General features: G+C 68.1%; 14 protein-coding genes and 7 pseudogenes. 12 read left to right on the top strand and 9 right to left on the bottom strand.

Annotation, left to right across the window (positions count from 1 at the left end; genetic code table 11):
- Positions 1-68 precede the first annotated feature (68 nt).
- A complete protein-coding gene (locus ACFVZH_RS38725) occupies positions 69-1151 on the bottom strand; it encodes a hypothetical protein (RefSeq protein WP_384905128.1) in 1083 nt (360 codons plus the stop codon).
- The gene (locus tag ACFVZH_RS38730; RefSeq protein ID WP_384905130.1) at positions 1148-1759 is read right to left on the bottom strand and encodes a hypothetical protein; all 612 of its coding nucleotides are present in this window, start codon (positions 1757-1759) and stop codon (positions 1148-1150) included. The genes ACFVZH_RS38725 and ACFVZH_RS38730 overlap by 4 nt, the downstream gene beginning before the upstream one ends.
- 555 nt (positions 1760-2314) lie before the next feature.
- On the opposite strand from ACFVZH_RS38730, the pseudogene ACFVZH_RS38735 reads away from it, so the two are divergent.
- A pseudogene (locus ACFVZH_RS38735) lies at positions 2315-3613 on the top strand (IS1380 family transposase); the annotation flags it as partial.
- 38 nt (positions 3614-3651) lie between these two features.
- Positions 3652-3963, top strand: a complete 312-nt coding sequence (locus ACFVZH_RS38740) for an ATP-binding protein (protein ID WP_384905132.1) — start codon at positions 3652-3654, stop codon at positions 3961-3963.
- Between the two features lie 132 nt (positions 3964-4095).
- Here ACFVZH_RS38740 and ACFVZH_RS38745 read toward each other — a convergent pair whose 3' ends face one another.
- Complete coding sequence (locus tag ACFVZH_RS38745) at positions 4096-4422, bottom strand: hypothetical protein (RefSeq protein WP_384905134.1); 327 nt, start codon at positions 4420-4422, stop codon at positions 4096-4098.
- Between the two features lie 1042 nt (positions 4423-5464).
- Between ACFVZH_RS38745 and ACFVZH_RS38750 the strand changes: the two genes are divergently transcribed.
- The gene (locus ACFVZH_RS38750) at positions 5465-6331 is read left to right on the top strand and encodes a D-alanyl-D-alanine carboxypeptidase family protein (protein ID WP_384905153.1); all 867 of its coding nucleotides are present in this window, start codon (positions 5465-5467) and stop codon (positions 6329-6331) included.
- Positions 6332-6594: 263 nt separating this feature from the next.
- On the top strand, positions 6595-7062 hold the full coding sequence (locus ACFVZH_RS38755) for a hypothetical protein (RefSeq protein WP_384905136.1): 468 nt from the start codon (positions 6595-6597) through the stop codon (positions 7060-7062).
- A 224-nt stretch (positions 7063-7286) separates the two neighbouring features.
- Here ACFVZH_RS38755 and ACFVZH_RS38760 read toward each other — a convergent pair whose 3' ends face one another.
- The 5 genes and pseudogenes from ACFVZH_RS38760 to ACFVZH_RS38780 all read right to left on the bottom strand — a co-directional run.
- Entirely contained in the window at positions 7287-7661 is a 375-nt protein-coding gene (locus ACFVZH_RS38760; RefSeq protein ID WP_384905138.1) for a hypothetical protein, read from the bottom strand.
- A 322-nt stretch (positions 7662-7983) separates the two neighbouring features.
- A complete protein-coding gene (locus ACFVZH_RS38765) occupies positions 7984-8385 on the bottom strand; it encodes an SSI family serine proteinase inhibitor (protein ID WP_384905139.1) in 402 nt (133 codons plus the stop codon).
- A 76-nt stretch (positions 8386-8461) separates the two neighbouring features.
- Positions 8462-8659: pseudogene (locus ACFVZH_RS38770) on the bottom strand (IS5/IS1182 family transposase); the annotation flags it as partial.
- A 41-nt stretch (positions 8660-8700) separates the two neighbouring features.
- On the bottom strand, positions 8701-9303 hold the full coding sequence (locus ACFVZH_RS38775) for a GNAT family N-acetyltransferase (protein WP_384905141.1): 603 nt from the start codon (positions 9301-9303) through the stop codon (positions 8701-8703).
- 73 nt (positions 9304-9376) lie between these two features.
- Positions 9377-9478: pseudogene (locus ACFVZH_RS38780) on the bottom strand (IS5/IS1182 family transposase); the annotation flags it as partial.
- On the opposite strand from ACFVZH_RS38780, the pseudogene ACFVZH_RS38785 reads away from it, so the two are divergent.
- The 4 genes and pseudogenes from ACFVZH_RS38785 to ACFVZH_RS38800 form a co-directional block, all read left to right on the top strand.
- Positions 9451-9855, top strand: a pseudogene (locus ACFVZH_RS38785) (hypothetical protein); the annotation flags it as partial. The pseudogenes ACFVZH_RS38780 and ACFVZH_RS38785 overlap by 28 nt on opposite strands.
- A 250-nt stretch (positions 9856-10105) precedes the next feature.
- Positions 10106-10405, top strand: a complete 300-nt coding sequence (locus ACFVZH_RS38790; protein WP_384905143.1) for a hypothetical protein — start codon at positions 10106-10108, stop codon at positions 10403-10405.
- Between the two features lie 108 nt (positions 10406-10513).
- Positions 10514-10717: pseudogene (locus ACFVZH_RS38795) on the top strand (hypothetical protein); the annotation flags it as partial.
- Between the two features lie 89 nt (positions 10718-10806).
- Positions 10807-11244 (top strand): annotated as a pseudogene (locus tag ACFVZH_RS38800) (transposase); the annotation flags it as partial.
- Here the strand turns inward: ACFVZH_RS38800 and ACFVZH_RS38805 are convergent.
- A complete protein-coding gene (locus tag ACFVZH_RS38805; RefSeq protein WP_384905145.1) occupies positions 11226-11678 on the bottom strand; it encodes a DUF5959 family protein in 453 nt (150 codons plus the stop codon). The pseudogene ACFVZH_RS38800 and the gene ACFVZH_RS38805 sit on opposite strands and share 19 nt — an antisense overlap.
- A gap of 478 nt (positions 11679-12156) precedes the next feature.
- On the opposite strand from ACFVZH_RS38805, the gene ACFVZH_RS38810 reads away from it, so the two are divergent.
- The 4 genes and pseudogenes from ACFVZH_RS38810 to ACFVZH_RS38825 form a co-directional block, all read left to right on the top strand.
- Positions 12157-13389: an MFS transporter gene (locus tag ACFVZH_RS38810; RefSeq protein ID WP_384905147.1), complete on the top strand. Its 1233-nt coding sequence runs from the start codon at positions 12157-12159 to the stop codon at positions 13387-13389.
- Between the two features lie 69 nt (positions 13390-13458).
- Positions 13459-13890, top strand: a complete 432-nt coding sequence (locus tag ACFVZH_RS38815) for a heme-binding protein (RefSeq protein ID WP_384905149.1) — start codon at positions 13459-13461, stop codon at positions 13888-13890.
- A complete protein-coding gene (locus ACFVZH_RS38820) occupies positions 13887-14234 on the top strand; it encodes a nuclear transport factor 2 family protein (protein ID WP_384905151.1) in 348 nt (115 codons plus the stop codon). Before ACFVZH_RS38815 ends, ACFVZH_RS38820 begins: the two co-directional genes overlap by 4 nt.
- Positions 14235-14251: 17 nt before the next feature.
- A pseudogene (locus ACFVZH_RS38825) lies at positions 14252-15043 on the top strand (aldo/keto reductase); the annotation flags it as partial.
- Between the last annotated feature and the right edge of the window lie 95 nt (positions 15044-15138).

Below are 15138 nucleotides of genomic sequence, written 5' to 3' on the forward strand. Positions count from 1 at the left end.
TTCCCACTCCGCGTTCGTCAGATCCCCACGGCTCATACAGCCAGCCTGACCTCAACACCCCGCCCCTGTCAGGAGATCCAAGAAACAGTGCCTAGGAGCAGGGACTGGAAGAGTTCTCCCTGGAGGGCACCCTGGGGTACCCACATGCTGAGCCGGTACTCGGTGGTGTAGAGGTCACTGCCGAGTCGGCCGGCCTCGTAGGCGGCCCAGAACAATACGAACAGGGTGGTCGGGCGTAGCGGTCTGGCGCGGAACGCGGGGTGCGCGCGCAGCATGAAGAACGTGATAGCGAAGGCACAGGTGAACCACAGGTGCCCCATCGGCTCGACGTGAACGGCGTTCACAAGCTCCTGGACCGTGGTCGGCGTTGTACTGGTATCCGGCCTCGGCAGCACGGTGGATGCCACGGCATCCCCACAGTTCACCTGGCAGAGAGAGTCGAGGACACGGGCCGAGGATTCGTGGAAAGCCGGCACTGTGAGAAGACGTTCGCATGCGGTGGCTGTTGCGGTTGCCAGGACTGTTTCGCCGATCCGTGGCCAGAGGGTGCGCAGGGGGCCGCGCAGCACCGACAGCAGGAGTAGCACCCGCCGTTTGGCGGACCGGGGGAATCCTGCTGACCGCATCCGGGCGGGCACAGCACACAACAGGCCGGTTGCGGCGGCAGCGGTACCGAGGAGGAGGGCATGCGGGGCGGTGTCGTAGGCGTCTTCCAGGAGACGTGGAAGCTCCGGTCCCTGGTCAACCAATATGCGCTGCCAGTGCCCCTCTGGCTCTTGGACGCGCAGGAAGTCCGGAAGCCTACTGATCAGAAGAGCCAGCATCGCGGCGACCGGAGCAACCAACGGCAGAACCACGGCCCTTCGCGCCCCGGAGTGTGAGGTCGGCCCCATCCGGGCGATGAATGTGTGTGTGACAGACAACAGGATCGTCAGAAAGAGAGCCAGCCAGACTCCTTCAAGGAGCCAACCCTCAATGCCAGTGCGCTCGTTGAACCGCCACACCGGCGACACCGTCGGCGTCCTCAGGGCTTCCCAGGACGAGAAGGACTCCGCCGTCTCCGCCCAGTGGATCTGCGCGGGAAGCACACCGACAAGGTGAACGACTGCGACGACCGCAGCCACAGCCGTCATCCTGAGCCGGCCGCTCACGGCGCCTCATCGGGGTCGGCTATCACGTGGAAGGGCCGGCCGGCGTTGTCCACGTCGACCGACTTCGTCTTCTTGCCGTCCCACCAGGTCAATGTCGCCTTCCACCTGACGTCGTAGCTCTCGGTCCGGCCCAAGAGGAACAGGGAATAGATCTCCCCGTTGTTCAGGGAGTACGGCAGGGACACAGGCTTGCCCCAGTCCAGTGCTTCCTTGGCCGCGATACGCTGCCCGGGTTTCCCGCGCAGCGTGCTGAGTGACACGGGCCGGCCGACCGCGAGCAGATCGAGATTGACGCCCGCCGCTTGGGGAAGTTCGTCACCGTTCCCGCATCCCACCGTCCTGCCGTCGGGGCGTAGCCCCTGCGGCAATGGATCACGGCGAACGACGGTAATCGTGACGTCACGCAACTGCGCTGCCTGGTCGGTGTTGCCGCGCAGACTGATGAGTACCCGCAATGTTTGCCGCTGTACGATCCGCTGCTCGCGCTCCCAGCGCACAACCTCCCGGTCGTCGGCCTCGATCAGCCGGGGCAACAGATCGTCGTTGCCGGGGAGAGCGGACCAGGAGCTCACGCAGTACCCGTTCAGCTGTTCGGCGTCGACCAGCACCGCCTCTTGAGCGAAGACGCGGTCGTAAACGGAGCTGAGCCAAGGCGCCGCAAGGGCCAAGCCGGCCAGAACCAGCCCTCCCAGAGCGATCTTGTTGGCCGGGTCCAGGGCTCGGACGCGGGTGATCTGAGTGCGGAAACGGCTCGGCCGGGCTGGGAGAGACGGCGCGTCCGGGGGCGGTACAGCTGGAGGTTCGGGGGCGGCCGGTGTAGGTGAGGGTTCCGGCGGCGAGGCCGGTACCGGTTGTGCGGGCTGGTTCGGTGTGGCGCTGTCCGGTACAGGCGGGCGAGTCGACGTGGTGTCGGGTAGCGGAGGCCCCGGTGTGCCGGGCGAGCGTCTGGAAGGAGGGATCCCGTTGGTCATACACTTCCCCCGATTTCGTTGGAACTGAGCAACGCTAGGTCGTAACAAGTTAGTTGTCGAGCAGGCGCCGCAGCTCTCGCTCCTTATGAATCCCAGCTTCTCGAAGTACGAGGAGAGCCCGCAGCAACGTTGTGGTGTGCCGGCCTTTCATTCGGACCCTGGTGAGGGTCCGCCAGTTCTTCAGGCCAACGAATCCAAGATCGCCCAGCGCCTCCGGGCCGGTCTCCCGTAGGAGGGCGGCGGGCGGTGCTCTTGGTCGAGACCGCCCGCAAAGCCGGGCTGGACCAGGCTGTATCGGCGGCGCTGACACCTTGGCGGCGTCCTCGGGCGGTGCACGATCCAGGCAAGGTCCTGCTGGACGTTGCCCTCGCGGTCGCGCTGGGCGGGGACTGCCTCGCGGATGTCGGGATGCTTCGGGCCGAGCCGGCCGTGTTCGGTCCGGTGGCCTCCGACCCGACGGTCTCCCGTCTCATCGACACCCTCGCCGCGGCCGGGCCGAAGGCCCTGCAAGCAATCAGGGCCGCGCGGGCCGAAGCGCGCGAGAACGTCTGGGATCTGGCCAAGGACGCGGCCCCGGACGCCACAGGTCAGGTGATCGTGGACCTGGACGGGGTGCTGGTGCTGGCCCATTTCCGAGAAGCAGGACGCCACCGCGACATGGAAGAAGACCTTCGGACACCATCCGCTGATGGCCTTCGTCGATCACGGAAGCGGTGGCAGCGGGGAGCCGGTGGCCGGCCTGCTCAGGCCGGGCAACGCAGGCAGCAACACCGCCGCCGACCACATCATCACGGCCCGACTCGCCTTGGCCCAGTTGCCGAAGAAGTACCGGCGCGGACGCCGGACGCTGATCCGTACCGATTCCGGCGGCGGCACCCACGAGTTCGTCGCCTGGCTCGCTCAACGAGGCAGGTGGCTGTCGTACTCGGTCGGCATGACAATCACCGAGCAGATTCACCAGGCCGTCCTCAAGGTTCCGCCCGCCGCCTGGACGGCGGCCGTCGAACCGGAAGGTGAGATCCGGGACGGCGCTTGTGTCGCCGAACTCGACGGCGATGTCCTCAAAGGCCGGCCGAAGGGCATGCGACTGATCGTCCGCAGAGAACACCCTCACCCCGGAGCACAGTTGCGGTTCACCGATGCCGACGGGCTGCGGCTCACCGTGTTCGCCACCAACACCATCAATGTCCCGATCGCTGCCCTCGAACTGCGACACCGTCAACGCGCACGGGCCGAGGACCGCATCCGAAACGCCCGCGCCACCGGCCTGCGCAACCTGCCCCTGCACAAGGCGGCGCAGAACCAGATCTGGCTGGAGATCGTGCAGATCGCCCTGGACCTGCTGGCCTGGATGCCCATGCTCGCCCTTTCCGCGAAGCCCGCAGGTGGGAGCCCCGCCGCATGAGGCTCCGCCTCTTCTCCGCCGCCGCCCAGCTCGTCACGACCGCCCGCCGCCGATGCCTGAGATTCGCACGCCACTGGCCCTGGACCGACGGGTTCCCCGGCCAGGACCGGTGGTCGTCTCCAAAATGCCCGAACAGATCAGTCGCCGGGCCGATCGGGCGCCACGCCGAGTCGAGAGGTTCGTCATCAGCCGGCGGCCGAACGAAGTGCCGACTGCGCTGATCGCATGCGTCGGCTTCACCGAACGCGAGGAACGGCACGCGATCGCGATGGCGTCGGAAAGGCCGTTCACCGAGTGGGACCAGATCTTCACTGACAAGCGGCTTTGCCAGGCCACCGTCGACCGCCTCACCTTCGGGGCCCACACCATCGAGACCAGCACCCAGCCTTTCCGCCTCGGCGGCACCACCGCCAAGCGCAAAGCAGCCGCGGCATAGGAGGCGAGTTCGGCTGGGGCCTCGCTGACGAAGGACGTGGGATGTCGGCAGCGTTATGCCTGGTCAGCGGTGGAGGCACGTGGGAGACGATCTGCGGGCCGTCCAGGCCGATGCCGGCGGACCTATGCCTTCCTAGACCCAGTTCGCCCAGCCAAAGGTGAAGAGATAGGTGCGGCGAGCTGCTTCCAGCCCCCGGATGCCCCGAAGGAGCATGAACACCAGAGCAACAAGGAACAGAGCGGCAAAGGATCCAGCAACGACGGCTCCGGCGATGGGTCCCGCGAACAGGCCCACGACCGCACTCGCCACGATGACGATTCCCAGGCCGAAGTGCGCGGCAGGCAAGTCGGCCCTGATCACTTCTCGCAGAGCTTTGCGCTCCGCCCGCATATCAGAGGCATAGCGCTCCCGAGCCTCCTCCGGGTCAGCGGCGGGCCCCTCAGGCCACTGTTCCATCATCGTCCCCCGATTCCGTTCGAACAGAGCCTAACTGCTGGGTTACTCCTCTCACGGCGAGCAGCTGAGAAAGCCCTGGCGCGATCGAACTCAACCCGAGCGGACCAGCATCGGACGGGACAGCAAGGCGCCCGCCTGTCCGCATTCCTGTCAGGGGAAGCAGCCGGGCAGGCTCCGTGGACCACACGCCACCGGCCGCCGCGGACCGTCATCCGCACGTGACCGCCTCCGTCCCAGGACACCCGCGAAACATCACCGATCGAGGGGTGGGGCCAGGCGAAACCGGGCGGATTCCAGTGGGGCCAGAACACACCGTCGAAACAACCACGCGTTCTCCGTGGCCGCGAGGTACGAGCGTGGCCACGGGTTCGATGAAGTTCTGCCGTCCGAGGATGGCCGGGCGCTTCTCGGCAAGCCGGTAGAAATCGACCACCACGGGCGGGACGAAAGCCGGGTGCGAGGAAGGGCCCTCCACAACCGGGGAAGGGGACGACGCCGAATCGGACGTACGGGGGCCGGACCACGGCCAGCGTCTCGCGGCTCAGCGGCGGCTCGATCCACAGGTCGCAACGGTCCAGCTCGTTGCGTTCGCCGTCGCCGTTCCCTACCCCGCTCACGGCGGGACCGTCGCCGGCATCCGCGATGATCACGGTGTTCGACGCCCCGAGTACCACCACAGCCCCTGGCACCGGGAAGACGCGGCGCGCGTCCACGCCGGCGAGGTCCGGCATCGCGGCCTCGTCAACCACGCCATGCGGGTCAGCGGCATCCGGGGAGTGAATCCGGGGGACGATTCCCATCGGCGGCGACGCGATCTCACTCCGCCGAGGCGCCGCCGCAGGCACGAGAAAGTTCACGGCCCGACCGTGCATCCTTTGAGCCCCGTCGTGCGTCTTGTATGCGCCGGGTCCATGTCCGGCATCGTCGCGGGATCCGGCAGAATCTGGGCCGGTCGCCCCGCGCAACGCGCGCCGGGCTCCATGTGGACTCGGAAGACATCGATTCCTACCAAGGGCAGAAGACTTTGCTGACTTCGACACTCGGCCTGCGCAGTGCCGTGACTGTCTCCCTCACGGCCTCGGCCGTACTGGCCGGTGGCCTCTTCGCCGGCCAGGCTCACGCCGCGCCGCCCATCCCGTCGATCACCGCCGCGGGCGGTTTCGTCATGAACAACGCGACGGGTACCACGCTGTACGGCAAGGCCGGCGACACCCGCCGGTCGACCGGTTCCACCACGAAGATCATGACCGCGAAGGTGGTGCTGGCCCAGCCGAACCTCAACCTCGACGCCAAGGTCACGGTCCAGAAGGCATACAGCGACTACATCGTCGCCAAGAACGCCTCCTCGGCCCGGCTCATCGTCGGCGACAAGGTGACCGTCCGCCAGCTCCTGTACGGCCTCATGCTGCCGTCGGGATGTGACGCCGCCTACGCGCTCGCCGACAAGTTCGGCACCGGCTCCACGCGGGCGGCCCGCATCAAGTCCTTCATCGGCAAGATGAACGACGAGGCGCGGAAGCTCGGCCTGCGGAACACCCACTTCGACTCGTTCGACGGCATAAGCAGTGGGCAGAACTACTCGACTCCGCGCGATCTGACGAAGATCGCCAGCGGTGCGATGAAGAACTCCACGTTCCGCGCCATCGTCAAGACGAAGTCCACGACGCAGAAGGTGACCACGAAGACCGGCGGTTACCGGTACATGTCCTGGACCAACACGAACAAGCTCCTCAGCACCTACAGCGGCGCCATCGGCGTCAAGACCGGTTCGGGCCCCCAGGCCAAGTACTGCCTCGTCTTCGCCGCCACCCGCGGCACCAAGACGGTGATCGGTACCGTCCTCGCCTCGCCGTCCGAGACGAACCGCGCCGCCGACGTCAAGAAGCTCCTGGACTACGGCTTCGCCAAGTAGCCCACCCGCAACGGCACCCCGGCCCACCCCGGCTACCTCCCGTCCGACGGGAAGCAGCCGGGCAGCGGCGAAGACCTTCCCGGCGAAAACGTCCAGGAAGCAACCCGCCGCTCCGGGCCGGGGTGCCCACGTGACGCCCTCGGGGCCCCGCCCTCGGCCCCACGGCTCTGACCGGCCCCGATCGACGCCCTGCCCCTGACGGTCGCGCGGCACATGGCACGATTCGACGGCCAGCAGAATGCCACGAGCGGGGGCGAAGGCCGATGGAGTACGTCAATCTCGATGCGCAGGTCGGCGACCTGACCGGGGTCCTGGACCCGGGTCCCTACTTGGACCACCTGCCCTCGATCTCCGGTGATCTGCCACCCGGCGCCCGCTCCTTCGCCACTGACAGCGACCACTACGACTTCCGCAGCAAGCGATGCGTCAAGGACCTGACTCTTCGGGCCGTCCGGGACGCCGGCGGCGAGGAGATGGAGGTCCGGTTCCAGCACAACTGCTGGAAGCACGACCAAGACCTGGTCATCCGCTACACGGGCGTGTCCAGCTACGCCACCGACCTCGATGCCAACGCCCGAGCAACAGACCTCGCAACCGTGATCCTCGACGAGATCCTTCCCCACCAAAACGGCTGCAGCCACGAAATCGCCTGCTGGGAGGGCACAGTCACCCTCGTCTGCCGCGACCTCCAGGCGATCTGGACCGAGACCGACTGCTCAAGCAAGCAGTAGGCGCCGAGACGCGCCACCTCTCAGCATTCGTTCAGCGGCTCGTACCGGATGAGCTGTCACCAGACGCGCCGTCAGCTGTCAGGCGACACCTCCACCGCGCGCCTGGAGGCGCGACCACGCAACCGGTCGCGGCGGTCTGGCTCCGGGAGGCCGGGGACCCCGGTCGCCGGGCGACGTAGTCACCCGCCCGGCCGACCTGGACCCGCTGCCCGCCGGCTCAGGGTTCAGGACACCATGGCGTAGACCGCCAAACCCACAGCGAGAAGGAGCGGGGCCAGGAAGATCGCACAGGTGAGCCGGAGCCGGAACCTGCTCCAGTACTCCGCCCGCCGACCGTCGGGAGTGTCGGTGCGCCAGACCGAGGGGATGTCGACGCGACCCTCGGCAATAGCCGTCGCGGCCCGCCGCACATCCCCGGGGTGATAGTGGTAATAGGTCGGCGCCGCCCCGTACGTGCCCCGACTCTCCCCGCCGAACCGGCGGACGCGGACATCCGCACGACCAGCGGCGCCGGGCAGCCAGTCCTCACGTACCGGCCACAGTTCGGCGACCTCGCGACTGTCCAGCCAGGGCTCCTCCTCGTGCGCTGACTCGGGCACTCCCGGATCCGGCGTTCGCGGCATACTTCCCCCTCGATGCGGCAAGCCCCCCAGTACACACCCGCCGCCCCGCATGCCGACAGAGCGCGCCTGCGGCGCCGCCACGCGCGATCGATGCAGCCCTCCGGGCCATCAGGCGACGCGCAACGGCGGCGCCCCGCCGGAAGGAAGCCGTTCGAATCTTCAAGGCCGCCGAATATTGTCGGAACTGGTGAAAATCTGCTGGTACTCGGAGCTTCGTCAACAAACACGGGGCGGTACAGCAGGGCTGACCAGTTCGGTTCAGCACGGTCCACAGCCATGTGTTCGGACAGCGGCAAGGTCAGAAGTCGAAGAGCTTGCCCGTCGCGAGGGTGAGCGCGCAGTCGTTGGTGAACGTACGCTCCCAGTCGACCTCACGCAGTCCGTGGGTGCCGTGCGCGGTCACGGTGGTCGTCCGGGAGTCGTTCGAACAGATGGCGGTCGTCCGGCCCGGAAGGCGATCGAAGTCGCCGTCGGCGGCGGACACGTCGGCACAGGCCGATTCCCGGTGGGGGTGGCCCGTCCCCCGGCGGCTCGGGCAGTCGAGCCAGACGGAGCTGGTGCTCTCCACGCCGTCCGTTGCACGGGTGACGGTGAGTTGGATGTGGGTGCCGGTCGACGGCGTCGGAACCGGCGCCGTTGCGGCGACGGCCGGGGAAGCGACGAGGAGTACCGCCCCGAGGGCGAGCACGAGCTTCTTCATGGGCAGTCCAACGCAGCCATCCCAGCCGAAGTCACTGCTCAGGAGGAGCCGAGTGGCCTATGTCGCTCCTCATGGATCATCGTGCAGACCAGATGAGGATGGCCGCGACATGAAGTCCGGCCAGATGGGCGATGGCGGTCTTCTCGTAGTGGGTGGCGATGCCGCGCCACTGCCTGAGGCGGTTGATGCACCGCTCGACGGCGTTGCGCTGCTTGTGTTTCTCGCGGCCGAAGTCGGGTGTCCTGCCACCGCAGCTGCCTCGACGGAGAGTGTGGCGCCTGACTGGGCTGAGTGTTGGACATGCTCTCTGTCGGGTCAGGCATCCCAGGCACGAGGACGGTTCAGCTTTTCCCACTCGGGGCGGAGCAGGGAGAGCACGGCGAGGTCGTGGCGGCGGCCGCGGTGGAGGCAGGCGGCGCGGCTGATCCCTTCCTGGGTGAAGCCGGACCTGGCCAGGACGGCGAGCGCGGGGGCGTTGTCGGTGTGGGTCTCCGCCGTAAGCCGATACATCGGGAGTTCACCGAAGGCGAGGTCCACCACAGCGTCGAGGGCGGCGGTGGCGTGACCGTGCCCGCGATGCTGAGCAGCGAGCATCAGCTCGACCTGGGCTGTGCCGTTGACAATGTTCTGGCTGGTCAGTGCGACGTAGCCGACAGGCGTGCTGCCGGGAGGGAGGATGAGGAAGTCGTCGCGGTCGTCGTCCTCGATGTCGCGCTCGATGCGCTCGCGCACGGCGGTGAGTGAGCGTGGCCAGATGCCCATCTGGTGGGCGGCTACCGGGTCGGATCGCCAGCTGTGCATGAGTTCTGCGTCGCCTATGTCGAGTGCTGCGAGGCCGACGGACTTGGACCGCCAGGAAAGCTCCCTTTCAGCCTCCGCGGTGTGCTCGTCGCGTGCAATCCTGATGTCTTCGGTCATAGGCGGATGCTATGGGTGCCTTCAGGCCGGGACCACCGTGTTTCTCCGCTCAACGGCGCGTCGTGATGCCTGGTCATCGACGATCCCAGACAAGGACGGCAGCCAGGTGGAGTGCAGCCAGATACGCGATGGCGAGCATGTCGGTTCGCACGGCTAGGCCGCGCCACTGCGGCATGCCGGGAGGCGGCCGAGTGGCTGGATGCCTATGCCAACTCCCTGTACCGCTCGCTCAAGAACGCCCGCGACGGACATGCCCTCGCAGCCCGGCTCGACGCCGCCGAGAGCGTCAGGTTCTTACTGGAATTGCTCTTTGTCATGGACCACCGCCCCCGCCCCTACAACAAGTACCTGGAGTGGGAGCTTGCCCGGTTCCCGCTTCCCGGCTGGGATACGCGACATCTGCTCGACAGCGTGGACCTCATCTCGGCCACAGGCGACGTCTCCACACAGCGCCGTCTCTTCGCTCACGTTGAGATGGTGGCCCGGCAGGCCGGACACGGCGCGGTGCTGGATGCGTGGGGCGAAGATCTATGCCTGATGCGACCGGAGTAGAAGAGGGACGGCCCTCTCTCGCTGGACCGAAGCTTTCACAACAGGCCCTAGCTGTCTTTCGCGCGTGTGAAGCCGCCGCCCACCCGCCAGACCGGGGGGGACCAGCCGACCGGCTCCAGAGGCACGGGCGCCGGTGACCCAGCCGGGCGAGGAGACGCGCCTGCTGGCTGACCGGCGGCGGGAGCGGTGGTGGACCTGTTTTGCGGACGGGGGCCTGGCAGCCGTGAGTCCCCGCGTATAGCGTCACTCCATGACCGACGAGATCACGGCCAGGGCAGGCAGAGAGTTCTACACGTTCGACGGCCGGATCCTGGAGATCTTCGGCAGCTGTCCGAATCGGTTCCACATCCGGAACATGGACCTGCGGGTCACGGGCCCCGACCGGAAGGGGAGGCGGACTGTCGAGATTTCCGCCGGTCCGCCCGAAGCACGGGCGACGCAGCACACATGGCACCACTCGGCCGAGGAATGGCAGCGGGCGCAGGGCCTGGAAGCCCTGCTGGAAGTGGTACGGGCGACTATCGCGTCGGCCCGGGAGAACGGAGCCTAAGGGTTTCCCGCGCATCTGGTTGAGGACGGCCACAGCCCGGTCAGGGGCTCGGGTTGCTCCACAGATGCCGCTCGTCCAGGGTCCGGACCGTATGTCTCCGTACTCCAGATCGACAAGGATGAGCCAAGCCGTTTCTCGGGGCTGAGTCCGCGTGGATGCGGGAAGCCGGCGACGGTTCTGCGGCGCGAGGGTGCGGATGCCGTTCGCAAAGGCCGGCCATGGAGCCGTCCGCTGGAAGATCGGGTAATGCTGGTCGCCGCGTACTGGCGCACGAATCCCACCAGCAGGTCCGCGCCCGTGTCGAGCACGTCTTCGCCCGGATGAAGTCCTGGGAGATCCTCCGCGACTGCCAGCACAAAGGCAACGGCGTCCATCACGCCGTGCTCGGCATCACCTGCATGCACCACCTGATCACTGACGCCACCGGCATCCCGCTCGCCGCCACCCTGACCGGCGGCAACCGCAACGACTTCACCCAACTGATCCCGCTGCTCCCGGCCGTGCCGCCCGTGTAGGGCAAGCGCGGCCGGCCCCGCCGCCGACCAGATGTGGTGTTGGCCGACCGCGGCCACGACCACGACCGCGATCACGACAAGTACCGCCGGCTGGTCTGGGATCTCGGCGTGAAACCGCCGATAGCCCGACGGGGCGCCGAGCACGGCTCCGGTTTCGGTGCCCAACGCTGGTTCGTGGAGAACGCTTTCGCCCACCTGCACTGGTTCCGCCGCCTGCGGATCCGCTGGGAGATCCGCGACGGCATCCACGAAGCCTTCCTCAGGCTCGGATGCCCACTCATCAGCTGGCGACGCCCGGCTTCAGTTCAACGGCGCCACTCATAGACACCTGGTGAGGACTGCAGGACTTCGCTCGGCCACTCCTTCAGCACCCGCCCAAGCAGCCTCCGCTGCTCGTCGAGCCAACCTTCTTCGAGGTTGACGGGAAGGAGCACGGAGACGCACGAACTGCCCGGATCCTCTACGTGGACAGCGGGAGTCCCATGCTCTTCGTTGTGCGGCTGGATCCTGATCTCAGGGCTGTGGTCGTCGTCCCTCCAGCAGATGTCCTGACCTGCGGCGAGGAGATCCAGAGCACGGGACCAGTCCTCCAGGTCGGAAGGGAACAGGGACATGGCCAGGCGACCGCTGACGAAGCTGCTCGTGATCACGACCTCTGCGTCGAGCCGGTCGTGAAGATGCAGCACACCCGGCGACCGACGTCCCAGCACACGCACCCGGAAGCCGTTGTCGCCATCCGAGAGGTTGATCAGTTCCACCGTGCACCCTTTGTTCTGCCTAGCTTCACCCGCCAGGGCTCATGGTCCTGAACCAGAACTTCGGCCACAACCAGATTGTCCCGGCCTCATTCCGTTAGGAGTTCTTAGGGAGCGGCGACCCGAATGGGCGCGTAGGGGATCTCCAGCCAGGCCCATAGCGGGTCGATGCGGGCACGCCCCGCCCCTGCCCGCACCCGCCGGGCCTCGCTGCGCACGTCCGGGCCCCAGCAGCGCCTCGATCCTGGCCCTGTCAGGCCCCCTCGCCCCAGCCCCGCCTGGACCTCGCCCAGCGCCGCACCCAGCGCTTCGGCGTGCGCGCACCAGACCCGCCAGGCCCGGGATGCAGCCGTAGCGCGGCCCCCGGCGAACCCGTAATCACACCGGACAGGGGTTAGCGGCGTTTGCATCTATAGCGCGTGTGCAACTATTGTCGAAGCACCTAAGGAGCTCACTCAAGTAATCGTAGAAGGTCGAGCCCATGCCTCTCGCACTCCTCGCCCTGGCCATCGGGGCCTTCGGGATCGGAACCACTGAATTCGTGATCATGGGGCTGTTGCCCGAGATCGCGGCCGACTACGGCGTGTCGATCCCGACGGCCGGTCTGCTCGTCACGGGATACGCACTCGGCGTGGTCGTCGGCGCGCCTCTGCTCACGGTGCTCGGCACCAAGGTGAGCCGGAAGCGGATGCTCATGCTGCTCATGGGCTTGTTCGTGCTCGGGAACGTGCTGTCCGCCGTCGCTCCGAGTTTCGGGCTGATGTTGGCCGGACGGGTGGTCGCGTCGCTGGCGCACGGCGCGTTCTTCGGGATCGGGTCCGTCGTCGCCGCTGAGCTGGTCGCGCCGGACAAGAAGGCCGGGGCCATCGCCACGATGTTCACCGGGCTCACCGTCGCCAACATCGTGGGCGTGCCGCTGGGCACGTTCATCGGGCAGGCGGTCGGCTGGCGCACCACGTTCGCGATCGTCGCCGGGCTCGGCGTCGTCGGCCTGTTCGGCATCGCCAAGCTGGTGCCGGCCACGCCGCGCCCCGAGGGCGCACGGCTGCGTCGCGAGCTGACTGCCTTCCGTAACCCGCAGGTGCTGCTCGCGATGGCGATGACCGTGCTCGGGTTCGGCGGAGTCTTCGCCGCGATCACCTATATCGCTCCGATGATGACGCACGTCGCCGGTTACTCCGAGGGCTCTGTCACCTGGCTGCTCGTCCTCTTCGGCGTCGGCATGTTCCTCGGCAACCTGATCGGCGGCCGGTACGCCGACCGCGCGCTGATGCCCATGCTGTACGTCACTCTCGGCGGGCTCGCGGTCGTCCTCGCGCTGTTCACCGTCTTCGCGCACCAGAAGGCCCTCGCGGCGATCGCCATCCTCCTCGTCGGGGCGCTCGGCTTCGCCACCGTGCCGCCGCTGCAGAAGCGGGTGCTCGACCAGGCGCACGGGGCACCGACGCTGGCCTCCGCCGTCAACATCGGCGCCTTCAACCTCGGCAACGCGCTCGCCGCCTGGCTCGGTGGCCTCGTCATCTCCGCCGGTCTCGGCTACACGTCCCCGAACTGGGTCGGCGCCGCCCTCGCCGCCGCGGCCCTGGGCCTCGCGTTCTGGTCGGCTGCTCTGGAGCGCCGCACCCCCGCGTCGGCAACCGCAGCCACAGCCACAGCCACAGCCACAGCTGCCGATAGCGCCGCCGCCCCCACCCGTACCCCCGTGCACCACTGACTCCCGCGCCCGTACCCCCTTGCGCCGCTGCCCCCTCCCCTCCCCCAGTACCTCCCAAGGAGAAGCACCATGAGCACCACCGCCGCCACCGCAGTCACCCCGCTGACGACCGCCGACGCCGAGGTCCTGATCAGCGCCGCCCGCCGTGCCGCCGACGCGGCCGGGGTCACCGTCAGCGTCACCGTCCTGGATGCCGGCGGGCACCTGCTGGCCTTCCGCCGCGACGACCGGGCGGTCCTGATCTCGGGCGAGACCAGCACCCGCAAGGCGTACACCGCGCTCCAGCTCAATGCCCCGACCGCGGACCTGGTCGACCTCGTCAAGCCCGAGGGGCCCTTCCACTCGCTGCCCACGGCGCTCGACCGGCCGCTGTTGTTCATCGCCGGCGGCATCCCCGTACACCGCGACGGCCGCCTGATCGGGGCGATCGGCGTCGGGGGCGGCGCCCCCGAGCAGGACCACGGCTTCGCCGCCGCCGCGCTCGCGGAGCTCGTCCGATGACCCGTACCCCGCAGGAGGTCTTCGCCGACCACGGCGACCGCCTCGGTACCGGCGACCTCGACCTGATCAGCGCGAACTACGCCGAGGACGCCGTGTTCCTCACCCCCGAGGGCGTCCTCGCCGGGCGCCGGGGCGTACGGGAGGGGATCGGCCGGCTGCTGGCCGACCTGCCCGATGCCGAGTGGCAGCTGAGACCGCAGTTCGCCGGGGACGTCCTGTTCCTCCAGTGGACCGCCACCGGCGCCACCCACGAAGTCCTGGACGGCGTCGACACCTTCGTCTTCAGGGACGGGCTCATCACTACCCAGACCGTCCGCTACACGCTCACCCCGCGTACCACGTGAAGGAAGACCCGCACACCATGGCCCCCTCGACCGACCGCAGCGTCCCCATCACCGCCCCCACCGCTCCCACCGCTCCCTCCGTCCCCACCGTCACGCTGAACAACGGCGTCGAGATCCCCCAGCTCGGCTTCGGTGTCTTCCAGGTCCCCGACGACGAGACCTCCGCCGCCGTCACCACCGCGCTGGAGGCCGGTTACCGCAGCATCGACACCGCCGCGATCTACGGCAACGAGACCGGCGTCGGCCGCGCGCTGGCCGCCTCCGGGCTGCCCCGCGAGGAGCTGTTCGTCACCACGAAGCTCTGGAACGCCGACCAGGGGTACGACTCCACCCTGCGCGCCTTCGACGCCGGCCTCGCCAAGCTCGGACTCGACTACGTCGACCTGTACCTGATCCACTGGCCGACCCCCGCCCGCGACCTGTACCGCGACTCCTGGCGGGCGTTGGAGCGCCTCGCCGAGGAGGGTCGTATCCGCGCGGCCGGTGTCTCCAACTTCCAGCCCGACCACCTGGCGCGACTTTCGGACGGCTCGAAGCTGATCCCCGCCGTCAACCAGATCGAGCTCCACCCCGGGCTCCAGCAGGCGGAACTGCGCGCGTTCCACGCCGAGCACGGGATCGCCACCGAGGCATGGAGCCCGCTCGCCCAGGGCGCGGTCCTCGACGAGCGCGTCATCGGCGAGATGGCCGCCCGCCACGGCAAGTCCCCCGCCCAGGTCGTCCTGCGCTGGCACCTCCAGCTGGGCAACATCGTCATCCCCAAGTCGGTGACGCCGGCCCGGATCCGCGAGAACTTCGACGTCTTCGACTGAACCGCCCCGGCGTGTCCGGGGACTCAGTTTGTTGGATGAGCGACCCGGACGGGGGCGCGGTGGTGATCGTAGTGGGTTTGTTCGGCCTCGGC

Origin of the sequence: Streptomyces sp. NPDC059534 (genome assembly GCF_042743475.1) — a bacterium.
In the GTDB taxonomy this organism is placed as follows: Bacteria; Actinomycetota; Actinomycetes; order Streptomycetales; family Streptomycetaceae; genus Streptomyces.

Excerpts from the sequence above, each read along its gene's own strand:
- ACFVZH_RS38810 (WP_384905147.1), top strand. The coding sequence starts at position 12,157 with ATGCCTCTCGCACTCCTCGCCCTGGCCATCGGGGCCTTCGGGATCGGA.
- ACFVZH_RS38740 (WP_384905132.1), top strand. The coding sequence starts at position 3,652 with ATGCCCGAACAGATCAGTCGCCGGGCCGATCGGGCGCCACGCCGAGTC.
- ACFVZH_RS38775 (WP_384905141.1), bottom strand. The coding sequence starts at position 9,303 with ATGACCGAAGACATCAGGATTGCACGCGACGAGCACACCGCGGAGGCT.
- ACFVZH_RS38765 (WP_384905139.1), bottom strand. The coding sequence starts at position 8,385 with ATGAAGAAGCTCGTGCTCGCCCTCGGGGCGGTACTCCTCGTCGCTTCC.
- ACFVZH_RS38745 (WP_384905134.1), bottom strand. The coding sequence starts at position 4,422 with ATGATGGAACAGTGGCCTGAGGGGCCCGCCGCTGACCCGGAGGAGGCT.
- ACFVZH_RS38815 (WP_384905149.1), top strand. The coding sequence starts at position 13,459 with ATGAGCACCACCGCCGCCACCGCAGTCACCCCGCTGACGACCGCCGAC.
- ACFVZH_RS38755 (WP_384905136.1), top strand. The coding sequence starts at position 6,595 with ATGGAGTACGTCAATCTCGATGCGCAGGTCGGCGACCTGACCGGGGTC.
- ACFVZH_RS38790 (WP_384905143.1), top strand. The coding sequence starts at position 10,106 with ATGACCGACGAGATCACGGCCAGGGCAGGCAGAGAGTTCTACACGTTC.
- ACFVZH_RS38820 (WP_384905151.1), top strand. The coding sequence starts at position 13,887 with ATGACCCGTACCCCGCAGGAGGTCTTCGCCGACCACGGCGACCGCCTC.